The organism is Lewinella sp. IMCC34191 (assembly GCF_003390935.1).
Taxonomy (GTDB): Bacteria; Bacteroidota; Bacteroidia; order Chitinophagales; family Saprospiraceae; genus Neolewinella.
Genome location: NZ_QNQZ01000004.1, coordinates 367,086 through 379,922 on the forward strand (window position 1 = coordinate 367,086; position 12,837 = coordinate 379,922).

Annotated in this window: 9 protein-coding genes and 2 tRNA genes; 7 read left to right on the top strand and 4 right to left on the bottom strand. The window is 58.1% G+C overall.

Annotation, left to right across the window (positions count from 1 at the left end; translation table 11 throughout):
* On the top strand, positions 1-1,752 hold the full coding sequence (locus tag DRW39_RS10670) for a hypothetical protein (RefSeq protein WP_116107018.1): 1,752 nt from the start codon (positions 1-3) through the stop codon (positions 1,750-1,752).
* 237 nt (positions 1,753-1,989) lie between these two features.
* Here DRW39_RS10670 and sppA read toward each other — a convergent pair whose 3' ends face one another.
* Positions 1,990-3,771, bottom strand: coding sequence for a signal peptide peptidase SppA (gene sppA, locus DRW39_RS10675; RefSeq protein WP_157976044.1), 1,782 nt, complete (start codon positions 3,769-3,771; stop codon positions 1,990-1,992).
* A gap of 118 nt (positions 3,772-3,889) precedes the next feature.
* On the opposite strand from sppA, the gene DRW39_RS10680 reads away from it, so the two are divergent.
* Complete coding sequence (locus DRW39_RS10680; protein WP_116107020.1) at positions 3,890-5,146, top strand: S-adenosylmethionine:tRNA ribosyltransferase-isomerase; 1,257 nt, start codon at positions 3,890-3,892, stop codon at positions 5,144-5,146.
* Here DRW39_RS10680 and DRW39_RS10685 read toward each other — a convergent pair.
* Together DRW39_RS10685 and nhaD are read right to left on the bottom strand one after the other, a co-directional pair.
* Positions 5,105-5,488, bottom strand: coding sequence for a hypothetical protein (locus tag DRW39_RS10685; RefSeq protein ID WP_116107021.1), 384 nt, complete (start codon positions 5,486-5,488; stop codon positions 5,105-5,107). The two genes, DRW39_RS10680 and DRW39_RS10685, sit on opposite strands and share 42 nt — an antisense overlap.
* A gap of 10 nt (positions 5,489-5,498) precedes the next feature.
* Positions 5,499-6,920, bottom strand: coding sequence for a sodium:proton antiporter NhaD (nhaD, locus tag DRW39_RS10690; RefSeq protein ID WP_116107022.1), 1,422 nt, complete (start codon positions 6,918-6,920; stop codon positions 5,499-5,501).
* A gap of 84 nt (positions 6,921-7,004) precedes the next feature.
* Between nhaD and DRW39_RS10695 the strand changes: the two genes are divergently transcribed.
* The 4 genes from DRW39_RS10695 (at position 7,005) to DRW39_RS10710 (ending at position 10,009) form a co-directional block, all read left to right on the top strand.
* Complete coding sequence (locus tag DRW39_RS10695) at positions 7,005-7,727, top strand: hypothetical protein (protein ID WP_157976045.1); 723 nt, start codon at positions 7,005-7,007, stop codon at positions 7,725-7,727.
* An 88-nt stretch (positions 7,728-7,815) separates the two neighbouring features.
* A tRNA-Glu gene (locus DRW39_RS10700) sits at positions 7,816-7,887 on the top strand.
* A 101-nt stretch (positions 7,888-7,988) separates the two neighbouring features.
* A tRNA-Glu gene (locus tag DRW39_RS10705) sits at positions 7,989-8,060 on the top strand.
* Positions 8,061-8,197: 137 nt separating this feature from the next.
* Positions 8,198-10,009 (top strand): acetate/propionate family kinase, encoded by a 1,812-nt coding sequence (locus tag DRW39_RS10710; RefSeq protein WP_116107024.1) that lies wholly within the window; start codon positions 8,198-8,200, stop codon positions 10,007-10,009.
* Positions 10,010-10,046: 37 nt separating this feature from the next.
* Here DRW39_RS10710 and DRW39_RS10715 read toward each other — a convergent pair whose 3' ends face one another.
* A complete protein-coding gene (locus tag DRW39_RS10715) occupies positions 10,047-10,937 on the bottom strand; it encodes a histidinol-phosphatase (RefSeq protein ID WP_116107025.1) in 891 nt (296 codons plus the stop codon).
* A gap of 195 nt (positions 10,938-11,132) precedes the next feature.
* Between DRW39_RS10715 and DRW39_RS22235 the strand changes: the two genes are divergently transcribed.
* The gene (locus tag DRW39_RS22235; RefSeq protein WP_157976046.1) at positions 11,133-12,782 is read left to right on the top strand and encodes a M43 family zinc metalloprotease; all 1,650 of its coding nucleotides are present in this window, start codon (positions 11,133-11,135) and stop codon (positions 12,780-12,782) included.
* The last annotated feature ends 55 nt before the right edge of the window (positions 12,783-12,837 follow it).

Sequence of the window (12,837 nt, forward strand, 5' to 3'; positions counted from 1 at the left end):
ATGCGCCTCCCAACGCTCACGCTGGCCCTGCTTTTTTCTTTTTGCGTCGGAGCGCAGGTAGAGAGCCCGTGGAAACTGGAGGTGATCGCCACCGACTTCGATCATCGCCACCGGCACCCGGACACCTTCGAAGACAGTCTGGCCATTCTCACCTACCTGGAAGAATGGCAAATCGATAACCAGGAAGCCGCGTACTGGGAGGCTTCGGTGGATAGCCTGTATCCTACCGGCACACATATGCTAACGGCGGTCTTGCACCGCGGCCCGCGCTACGCCTGGAAGGAGCTAACCCTGCCAGGCGACGAAAAGGTGCGCACCTGGGCCCGCCGGTCCGGCTTCCGGGAACGCCGTTTCGGCGGCGGTCGTCGTTTCGCTCCGGAGTCCTGGTCGGCCGTTCGCGATAGTATGATCTCCCGGGCGGGAGCAAATGGTTATCCATTCACTTCAGTCGGCCTCACCGATATCGAATACAGCGATGCGGGGGCGCTTTCAGCCACGGTGGACGTGCGGACCGGCCCGCTTATCCGCATCGGTGACGTGCGGGTGCCGGAGGAGGTACGCGTCCGGGAAGCCTTTCTCGAGCGCTACCTTGGACTGGTCCCGGGAGAGCCGTACAGCCAACGCCGCATTCGCCGGCTGCGGGACCGGCTGGCCCAGCTCCCCTACGTATCGGTGGAAGGAGAGCCGACCATCAGCTTTCGGGATAGTCTCGCCTACATAGACCTCCCCCTCCGACGGCGGGCGGCCAGTCGCTTCGACTTCGTCATCGGCGTGCTGCCGAACAGCAACCAAACCGAAAACCTGCTGATCACCGGGGAGCTGAACGGCGAGTTGTACAACGGCTTCGGCCAGGGGGAGCGCATCGCCGCCCGTTTCGAACAGCTTAAACCACAGACGCAGGAATTGCAGGTCGGACTGGAATATCCCTTCCTCTTCGGTCTGCCCTTCGGCTTCGAGGGGGAGCTGGAACTCTACCGTCGCGATACCTCCTTCCTCAACCTGAACTGGCACCTCGCGGCGACCTATTTACGAGAAGGCAACGATCGCCTGTCCGCCTTCTGGCAGCAGCGCCGCACGATCGTACCGGGGGTGGACAGCGCCCGGCTCGTCAACGGCCAGTTGCCGGACACCCTCGGTGTCAATCGCTCCTTCTTCGGTCTGCAGCTTCGCCGTACCCGCACCGACCGGCGATTCAGCCCGCGGCGGGGCTACACCGCGGACGTGAGTGCGGCGGCCGGTTTCCGCCGCTTGCGCAATCTCGATTTCAGCGGCGAGGTCGCTGACAGCCTGACGCAACGTAGTACGCAGTACCAGATAGGGGCGGCGCTGGATTTTTACTTCGACCCGCTGGTGGGTACGGTCGTCTATCTCGGTTTCCGATCGCAGGCCATCGTAGCCTCCCAACCCGTGCTCGCCAATGAGCAGTATCGCATTGGGGGGGCCCGCCTCCTTCGCGGCTTCGAGGAACAGGAACTTTTTGCGACTGACTACGAGATACTCACCGCCGAGTTTCGGCTATTGCTCGGCGAGCGGGCCTTTCTCTACACCTTCGTCGATGCCGCCCGACGAAACTATCGCAGCGTCAAAAATCCCGATCAACCGGTCGATTATCCGATCGGCTTCGGTGCCGGCGTCAACTTCGATACCCGAGCGGGCATCTTCGCCCTCAGCCTGGGCCTCGGGCACCGACGGGATGATCCGCTCGATCTCGGCGCGCCGAAGGTGCATTTAGGGTATGTAAGTGTATTCTGATGTACGGTTTCGGAAGGGCAGTCGGGGCCGGTTCGTGCGTTGTAGCCCGGGCTCAGCCGATCAGCCCTCTAAAAATCTTCCCCGGTCGGACCGGAGGTTCTCCACCCGTGGCCGTAAGTGAACCGGGTGCCGGCTATTCGGGGGGAGGACCTCCGGTCCGACCTTACCCGAGCGCAGCGAGGGGCATTACCGCTCAGCAGCCCCGAAGGGAAGCGGCCCGGATTCGCAAAAGATTTCTCAGAAGGTAATAACCATCGGCAGGCGGGCCTGGGGCTCCTGCATATGGGTCATGTCCCGCAGGAGGCGGAAGGTTTCGTAGTTTTTGGCACCGAGCTGGCTCTTGACCATCTTGGTGACCACTTGATTGTCGTCGGAATCCGAGCCCATGAATTCTTCGAGGAATACTTCCCAGGCGGGCTTGGTGCGGGGGTAGTGTGCTACCTCGAAATCGTCTCCGATATCGGCGAGGCGGGCGGCGGAGGCGATGGCGTCCTGGAGGTTGCCGAAGTCGTCGATCAGGCCGATCTCCCGGGCCCGCAAGCCGGAGTATACGCGGCCGCCGGCCAGTTCCCGGACTTGCTCGATGGGGAGGTTACGACCGTCGGCTACCCGCTGCAGGAAGGTCTGGTAGATGGATTGAGTGCGCTGATTGAGCAGCTGCTTCTCCTCTTCGGTAAGATCCTGGAAGGGGCTGAAGGCATTCGCGTTGCGGGCGGTATTGACGGTGTCGAAGTTAATACCGATTTTGTCTTCCATCAATTCCTTCACAATGGGGAAAGTGAGGAAAACGCCGATCGATCCGGTGATGGAGGTCGGCTCGGCGAAGATGCTGTCAGCCGCCGCGGCGATGTAGTAGCCGCCACTGGCTGCGTAGTCGCCCATACTAACGACCACCGGTTTGCCGGCCGCCTTCAGTTGCTCTATGGCGTACCAGATATTTTCAGAACTGCTGGCGCTGCCCCCGCCGCTGTTGACCCGGAGTACGACGGCCTTGACGTCGTCGTCTTCGGTCAGTTTTTCAATCTCGTTTACGTACTTCTTGTCGCCGATGCTGCCCAGGCTACCGGGGCCGTCTACGATGCTCCCTTCCGCGACCAGAACGGCTACTTCGTCGTCCCCGCCTTCCAGTTTCTCGAGCCGGGCGGCGAAATAGCGATCCAGGCTGATGGTCTTGAGCTTTTCGTCGTCATCGAAACCGACCTTATCGTGCAGCAACTCATCGATCTCCGTACGGTGACGGATACCGTCGATCAATCCGGCCTGAACGGCTTCCTCTTCCTTCCAACCGGTCATTTCGTTCGCTGCCTGGTAGAGGGCGGCGGGGTCCATACCCCGGCTCTGGCTGATGTCTTCGAGCATGACGCCGAACAGGTCCCCCAGAAATTCCTTGGTTTGCTCGCGGTTCTCGGGACTGATGCTGGTGCGACGCAGGGTCTCCGTGGCGCTCTTATAGTCGCCGGCGTAGAAGATCTCGAAGCGGATGCCGGCCTGGTCGAGGGCGTTCTTCAGGAAGGGGATCTGCGTGCCCAGCCCACGGAAATCAACCACGCCGAGGGGACCGAGGTATACTTCGTCGGCTACGCTGGCGAGGTAATAGGCACTCTGGGTGTAAAAGGGCGAATAGGCCACCACGAACTTGCCGGACTCCTTGAATTTGACGACCGCCTGCCGTAAACTACGCAGGGTCGTAAAGGACACACCGGCCGGTTCGTTGCCGAGGTAGATCCCCTTGATGTCATCGTCGTCGGCCGCCGCTTCCATCGCGCGGAGCACGTCGTGCAGGCCCAGCGGCTCCTCGCCCTTCAGGGAGGCGAAGGGATCGGCATCGGAAAGATTACCGGTGAGTTCGGGGAGTCCGTCCAGTTGAACGGTCAGGATGGAATTGGCGCTGACGCTCGGTTTTTCCTCGGCGGAAGCGGCCAGTCCGGACACGATCGCCGAACCGATCAGGACCAAAACGACGAGGGCCAGTACCGTACCCAGACAAGAACCCAGAAGAATCTTCAGAAAATTGGACATACCAGACATTTAGTAGCTATACCGACCCCAAAAGAACAATGCCGTACGGGCGGAGGCGGTTTTTATTCGATGAACGGGGGCAGAAATTAGACTTACGAGCTTTTTTACCTTTGCGGGCATGAAGACTGACCCCCGGGAACTGCGTATCGATGACTTCGATTATTCCCTTCCCGATAACCTTATAGCCCGGTATCCGCTATCGGACCGGGCGGCGGCAAAGTTACTGCACTACAGCGAAGGCGTCATTACCGACCGGCACTTTCGGGAATTACCCGACCTATTACCGGCGGACACTCTTCTCATCGGAAACCGCACCCGGGTCATTCATGCCCGCCTTCACTTTCCCCTCCCGACCGGACGAACGGTGGAGATTTTCTGTCTGGAACCCCAGCAACCGGTTGATTACGCGCTCTCCCTGTCGGCTACGGAGGGGCCAGTGGAATGGAAATGCCTGATCGGGGGCAACCGTCGCTGGAAGTCCGGCCCAATTTCCCTGCCGGTCACCCATGCGGGCCACGACTACCAACTGATCGCCGAGCGACTTGAACGTGTCGACAATACCTTCCTGATCCGGTTCAGTTGGGAGGGACCGCAGGGAATCAGCTTTGGCGAACTGTTGGAGGAGGCGGGTAAGATTCCGCTCCCCCCCTATTTAGGAAGGGAAGCTGAAGGAGAAGACAACCAGCGCTACCAAACGGTCTTCGCCGACCAGGAGGGTTCGGTGGCCGCACCGACGGCCGGTTTGCACTTCACGCCGGAAGTGATGGAGAATCTATCTTCAAAGGGCTTGGAGTTTCGCACGCTCACCCTGCACGTGGGGGCGGGCACCTTCAAGCCCGTCACCTCCCCTACCCTCGCCGGACACGTAATGCACCGGGAGTACTTCAGTGTTTCCATTGAATTACTTCGCCGGATCCGGGAGCAATTGGCGAGCAACCGCCCGATCGTAAGTATCGGCACGACGAGTATGCGGTGCCTGGAAAGTCTTTACTACTTCGGAGCCCGTGGATTGACGGACAACGACTGGAGGGGAGAACTGGGACAGTGGGTGGCTACGCAGGACAGCCTTTCCCGAATAAGGCCTCTACCTGCGCTCGCCGCCCTAATTGAAAAATTGGAAGCATCCGATTCGGAGACGTTTACCGGTTACACCCAGCTTATGCTGACGCCGGCGTCCCAACCACACGTAGTGAACGGATTGATCACCAATTTTCACCAGCCTAAGTCCACGCTGCTCCTGCTGGTCGCCGCAATGGTAGGCGATGACTGGCAACGGATTTACCGCCACGCCGAATCTTCCGGTTACCGTTTCCTGAGCTACGGCGACAGCAGCTTATTGTGGCGGCGGAGCGCTGGTTCGAACGAGGGTGACTAAGCGTTGCGAGGTATCGGCGTTCATCCGGATGATCAGGGAATCGACCGTGAGCTTCTCGATGGCGACCACCCGTTCCGGATTGGTGGGCTGGGTGGTATCCTGGGCGAATAGGTAGCCCTCTTCGGTGCGGTAGGTACCCGCCTCCTGGTAACGAAGCGTGGAGGTGAAGGCGTAGCGGTTGTCTGTCCCGAAATCGAAGGTGATTTCCCGGGGATCCAGCTTCAGGCTGTCGCCGTTTTCCGTCACCAAGGCACCCTGCCACTGACCGACCAGGAGATCTTCCTCCTGGCTACAGTGCAGTAAGAGGAGGGAAAAAGAGAATAACAGGCTTAGGCGGGTCAAGGTGGAAAAATTAGTGAGTTACCCCGATGTTGAACAAGGATTCAATAATGATGAAGGCGACGGCCCCGGCGGCGAAACCAGCAAAGGCCAGCCAGGCGATCTTCTTAAAGTACCAGATAAAATCGATCCGCTCCATGCCCATTGCGGCTACGCCGGCGGCGGACCCGATGATGAGCATACTACCGCCGGTACCGGCACTGTAAGCGATGAAGTGCCACAGGCGGGCGTCGATCGGGTAATTCGCCAGATCGTACATACCCATGGACGCGGCTACCAGCGGTACGTTGTCGATGATAGCGGATAGAAAGCCCAGAATGATAATGACGACGTCTTCGCTGGGGATGACCGCGCGCAGGCTCTCGGCGACGGCGCGCAGGGCACCGACTCCGTTCACCACGATGGTTTCCAGGGCGGCTACGGCCATCAGGATACCGAGGAAGAACAGGATGGAAGACATTTCAATCCGGCTCAGGGCGTTGTGCGCGGAGTACTTCGCCTTCCGCTCCTCGGTGAAATCTTCTTCGGGGTGGATGTATTCGGAAACCAGCCAGACCACGCCGAGGCTGAGCATCATGCCCAGGTACGGAGGCAGGTGGGTAATGGTCTTGAAAACAGGTACGAAAACGATCATGCCCAGTCCGAGGAACAGCATGGTTTTGCTGGATAACAGGCGGCCCTGGTCTACCTCGTCTTCGTCAGCGGCCAGGTTGATGGTACCCTGGAAAGGCTTCATGAAGCTGGCGATGGCAAACGGCAGAACAAAGCAAATCAGGGAGGGCACGATCAGGAATTCCATCAGGCCGGCCGTACTGACGCGCTTCCCGATCCAGAGCATGGTGGTGGTTACGTCACCGATCGGAGACCAGGCTCCACCGGCGTTGGCGGCGATGACGATGAGGGCGACGTACCAGATGCGTTGTTCGCGGTCGGGGACCAGCTTACGCAGCAAGGTGACCAGTACGATGGTGGCGGTCAGGTTGTCGATGATGGCCGAGAGGATGAAGCCCAGGGCTCCTACAATCCACAGCAACTTCTTCTTGGAGCGCGTATTGACCCATCCTTTCAGGATGTCAAACCCGCGGTGCAGGTCGACGATTTCGACGATGGTCATGGCGCCGATGAGGAAGATGAGGATCTCGGCGGTTTTGCCGAGGTGATGGAGCAGGGCTCCTACAAAACCTTCCTCGGCGACTTCGTGGGCGCCGGCGTGGCCGACCTCCATGGCTTCCCCGCTGATGCTGTTCATCATGTTGAAGACTTCGCCTTCGGTATTGATGATCTCCAGCGTTCCGGCGTTGAATCCCAGGCTAAGCAACGCCCAGCAGATCGCGCCCATCAGGAGGGCCGGTACGGTTTTGTCGAGTCGGAGCGGATGCTCAAAGACGATTACGATATACCCGATGACAAAACAGGCTACTACGGCTGCTAACATAATGGTTGGTTTACGGCGCGATCTCGCTCGGGCAATTATACGAATACTACGCAACTACGGCGCATCAAATACGGTTTGTTCAATATGAAACCGGAACAAGGACCCGACTACACTCGTATAATCCTGATCGGCGGCATCGTCGTGCTTAGTCTCTTGTTGCTTTTACGGGTTTATCCGCCGCTCGCCTTCATGGCCTTTCTGGTGGCCCTTACCGTCGGTTTCGTGTTCCTCGGTGGTTCGGTGAAGCGCTATCTGCTGAAAGATAGCCGTCCGGAAGCCGACCAAAGTGAATTCGCCCAGCGGGTAGCCGAACGCCTCTACGATTGCCGTAACCGCGAGGAGCGCTTCCGGGATGAAGGCGAACGCATTCTCAAAAGCATGGCTACCCTGCGCGACGATCTATCCCGGAGCCCCGGCGTCGATCCGACCGAAGTACAAAAGGCCGAGCAGGTCATCCGCGAACTGGAAGCCGAGTTCAGCCTGCGCCATGCCAAGGCCAGCTTCTTCGCGGAGTGCGCCCAACAACTGAAAGAATTGCTCGACCGGCATCGCCTGGTGGAAAGCATTACCGCCCGCCGGCGTGAATTGCGGGCCCTGCGGCAAACGAACTTCGACGACGAGGCCGTCGTCGAGGAAACACGGTTTCACATCGAGCAGGACAGTATCGAATTGGATACGATCGTCGAGCTCAGCAACAATGCCGCCAACAGCAGCAAAGCGGAGCAGGCCAACGCCCTTCGTCGCCGGTTGGAGCAGCTTCGGGATACCCTGGGGGGTAAAGATCGCCCGGAACAGCCGGCCTCCTGAGGAAAAGTTGTTGGAATACTTGTGATTTTGCCGAAGCTACCTATCTTTGCAACCGCTAAGCCGGAATGCCGGCTGGATATTCCTAAATGGCCCGTTCGTCTATCGGTTAGGACGCCAGGTTTTCATCCTGGTAAGAGGGGTTCGATTCCCCTACGGGCTACGATTTTAGTACGGTAGTAGATAGTACGGTAGTACGGTAGGCTTGCATGCCTGGGCCGCCTACCGTACTATGTACTTCGAACTACCGTACTACTCTCTCCCGGCCCGTTCGTCTATCGGTTAGGACGCCAGGTTTTCATCCTGGTAAGAGGGGTTCGATTCCCCTACGGGCTACGATTTTAGTCTTTTAGCATTTGCCTTTTAATTGGCTAAAGGATTCTGATGAGACTATTTACGCGGAAGCACGCAGGTATGAACTACCTGCGTGCTTTTTCTTTTGTATAGGACACCCTATACGCCCCCCTTATCCTATGATGATACTTGTTCTGAACGCCGGCAGCTCTTCGCTGAAGGCCTCCGTTGTTGATGCCCAAACCGGAGCGGTGGAATTGGACATGGAAGGTAGCAGGCTGCTGGATGCGCCACAGTTGACGTTCAGCGACGGGACGGAAATCCATTTGCAACAAACCGGGCATGCGGAGGCCTTACACGCCGGACTCAGTTCGCTGAAGAAACTTAGCCGCAACGTGAAGCTGGCCGGCGTAGGCCACCGGGTCGTTCACGGCGGGGATGTTTTTGATTGCGCAACCCTCATCACCGACCAAGTTGAAAAGGACATCGAGGCGCTAGCCGACCTGGCTCCCTTGCACAACCCCGTTAATTTGGAAGGCATCCGGATTGCGCGGACCCTCTTTCCAGATATCCCCCACTTTGCCGTTTTCGATACTTCCTTCCACCACAGTCTGCCGCGGCGGGCCCGTACGTACGCCCTGCCGCAGACCCTCATGGAAGAGCATGGCATACGCCGGTACGGATTTCACGGGATCAGCAACCAGTACGTTGCGGGGCGGGCGGCTACCTTTCTGAAGCAGGATTACCGCAGCCTCCGGCTCATCAGTTGCCACCTGGGCAACGGATGTAGCGTGACGGCCATCGAGTTCGGCCGTAGTATAGAAACGAGCATGGGTATGACCCCGCTGGAGGGGTTGGTCATGGGTACTCGAAGCGGGGATATCGACCCGGGCATATTAGCCTACCTGAATCGACAGACCGGTATGAGCGCGGCTGACGTAGATCACCTGCTGAACCGCGAGAGCGGATTGAAAGGGTTGTCGGGATCAAACGATATGCGTGACATCCTGGCCCGTTCCACCGATGGAGAGGAAGGCGCCCAACTCGCTCTGCAAATATTCAGCCACCGCCTCCGTAAATATATCGGGGCTTACGCCGCCGTAATGGGAGGAGTAGATGCCATTATTTTCACGGGAGGCATCGGGGAAAATAGTCCTATCGTACGTCACCGCGCCGCGCAGCGGCTCGACTATCTCGGAGCGGTAATAGACGAAGACCGAAACCAGCGCCTGCAATTGAGCACCGGGGAGGACGTAATCGCCTTCAACCGCCCCCACAGTCGCGTGCAGTTACTTGCCGTACGAACGAACGAACAGCTGGCGATCGCCAAGGAGTGCATCAAACTGATCGATAACGAGCAGGACGTGAACCGGCTTCCGGCAATACCGGTGGCCATCTCCGCCCGCCACTGCCACCTCACCCGCGAAACGGTAGACCGGCTATTCGGGGAAGGATACGAGCTGACCGTAAAAAAGTGGTTGTCGCAGCCCGGCCAGTTTGCCGCTAACGAGTCCGTTACGGTAGTCGGGCCTAAGAACCAATTGGAACGGGTGCGGATACTCGGACCGCTGCGATCCGTGGATCAGGTGGAAATCTCCCGTACGGACGAGTTCTTCCTGGGGATCGACGCCCCGATCCGGGAATCCGGCAAGGTGGACAACACACCCGGATGCCGGCTTATCGGCCCGAAAGGAGAAGTGGATCTGGAGAATGGCCTCATCTGCGCGTGGCGCCATATCCACATGACGCCAGCCGATGCAAGCCATTTCGGTGTTCAGGACCGAGACGTAGTGGAGGTCGCCATCCGCAACGACGAGCGGGGTCTGACCTTCGGAAACGTGCTGATCCGGGTATCGCCGGATTACCTACTGGAGATGCATATCGATACCGACGAAGGCAATGCCGCAGAGATATCATCGGGCGATACCGGGGTATTGGACACGAGTGCCGCGGAAGGGCAACTCGTCCGCAGGGCCGTCAGTTTTGCTTAAAACTGGCCGCTATCGATGATGAAGACCGGACACCGGCCTATTCGCCCTGCTCCAGGAGATGACCGCTGGGTTGTGGGATCATGACGTCTTCTACTGCAATCGGCGTAAAGCCATTTCCGGTAAAGACGTGTAGGGTTTCGGCTCCGATCCGGGTAAGCATATTGTAGGCTTCGGTGAAACCACCGGAAATTTGATCGGTCTGGTGTGCATCGGAATTCACCTGCAAGCGGATGCCCCGGTCATGAGCGCGCTTCACTACCCAATCGGTCGGATAGGTATCGGTCGTTTCATTCCGGTAAATGCCCCGGGTATTGACTTCCATGATGCAGCCGGCACCGGCAATTGCCTCCAGCGTTTCTTCCATGGCGTTTCGGTACCAGACTTCCGATTCCTTCCAGTACCGGTTATTTTCATTGCGCTTCTTGATCCGGTCGAGGTGGGCGACAACGGAAGGCGGATGCGTCGCGACCATCTCGCGGACTAATGCAAAGTAGCGCTCGACCATGGCCCTGGGGCTTCCTCCGAAGATGGAGTCGATGCCTTCCTCAAATACCGGATTGGCCCGCTGAAAACTCCACGGCGAACCATCCGGCAACCGGTCTACGTAATGCACGGCACCAACCGTATAATCTAAGCCGGCGGCTATAACGTGGGTGCTATCTACGCTGATGACACCAGGGATGTAATCAACTTCCAGGCTCTTGTACAGCTGAATACGCTTCCCGTAGCGTTCCTGCAGGCTTTCTATTTCCGCGATGTAGTCTGACAAATCGGTGATGGACATCGAGCCAACGTCCTCGGAAGGTATCGGCGCGTGGTCACTGAACCCGTAGGCATCGAAGCCTTCTTGCAAGGCTTGCTCTACATATTTTGTCGGAGCGCCGACACCGTCGCTGTAGTGGGTGTGGGCGTGATGGTTAATCAACATGGATGCTCAAATTAGTTGGCATGGCAACAAAAACGGAGAATAATAATACTTGGGAGGAGGGTTAAAGTCCTCCCGGAAATTCGGCAAAGGGGGGCTATTGGGAGAATAGATAGTAGGTACGGTCTTTCCCCGTACATATTTCATTTCTACCTTGTGGCCCCTGTAACACCTTTTCCACCACATAAATTGCCTCCTATGCAGTTTAGACTTTTACTCTTTTTCACTTTTCTGGCACTTTCTAACTGGGCAACCGCCCAGCGCAACTGCGGTTCGATGGATTACCTCGAACAGCAGATCCGCCAGAACCCCGCCCGGGAGCTGCAGTTGCAGCAGTTGGAACGCTTTACGGAGCGATTCGACCCCGGAATGGAGAAAGCCCTTTCCGGCGGTATCCTGACGATACCCGTAATCGTACACGTGGTGTACGAAAACAGTACGGAGAATATTTCCGACGCCCAGATCAACAGCCAGATCGCCGTACTAAACGATGACTTCCGTCGAATGAACGCCGACCGCAGCAACACCCCCTCGGACTTTACCCCCGTCGCGGCGGATACCGAGATTGAATTTTGCCTGACGCAGGTGATTCGCAAATCGACTTCCCGCAGCAGCTTCGGCACCAACGACGCCGTCAAGTCTTCCAGCACGGGTGGCAGTAATGCCGTTACTCCGACCGAAGCTATGAATATGTGGGTCTGCGAAATTGGCGGCGGCATCCTGGGGTATGCCCAGTTTCCCGGCGGCAACCCCGCTACCGACGGTGTAGTCATTGACTACCGCTACTTCGGTACGACCGGTACGGCGACCGCTCCTTTCGATCTCGGTCGTACGGCTACCCACGAGGTCGGCCACTGGCTGAACCTGCGCCACATCTGGGGCGACGGTGGCTGTTCCGTTGACGACTACGTCAGCGATACGCCCACCGCCGGTGGACCCAACTATACCGGCGGCGCATGCACCTACCCCGGCCCGAACAGCTGTAAGCCGCGGGGCAAGAACAGCGGTGAAGTGGACTACCCCGACATGTTCCAGAACTACATGGACTACTCCGACGACCAATGCATGAACCTCTTCACCATCGGACAGAAAGACCGGATGTGGGCAGCCGTTTCCGCTTCCCGCCCGGGCCTTATTAATGCTACTTGTGACGGCACTACTCCTCCCACACCGCAGGAGATCTGCGACAACGGCATCGACGACGACGGCGACGGCCTAACTGATTGTGACGACCCGGACTGTTCTTTCGCCAGCGACTGTGCTCCTCCTGCGGGCGACTGCGTAGCTCCTACGGGACTTACCAGCAGCACGCAAAAGGGTGGGCGTACACTGGTCATGTCGTGGAATGCTGCCGATGGTGCGCTCAGCTATTTCGTTGAAGTACTGGAAAACGGCGCGATCTACGCTTCCGGAACGGTTAGTGGTACGAGTGCGTCCATTAGTATAGCCAAGAATGCTTCCTACAGCTGGCGGATCCGGTCTAACTGTGCTAACGGCGCTACTTCCGGCTTCGCCGAAACCAGCGTTCGTGCTGCTAGCAGGCTGACTTCCTCTTCCACGACCGAGGTAGCCGTCTATCCTAACCCGAGCAACCAGAGTGAGGTAACCGTGACCTGGAATCTGCAAGCCGCTACGGCTCTGTTTGCTAATCCGGTCATTATGGAGCGCAACGACAGTGACGTCAACATCGAAGTAAGGGATATCACCGGTCGCGTTCTCCATCAACGCAAGGCAGCCGATAGTGGCCAGACCCTGCTGGATGTATCCGGCCTGCGGTCCGGCGTATACCTGATCCACGTTCGTAGCCAGGACGGCTACGGCGTAAGTACGAAGTTCGTCAAGCTGTAAGCAGCGGGCTGAACGGCCTTCCGGACAATAAGAAGCCCGGTACGAACCATTCGTA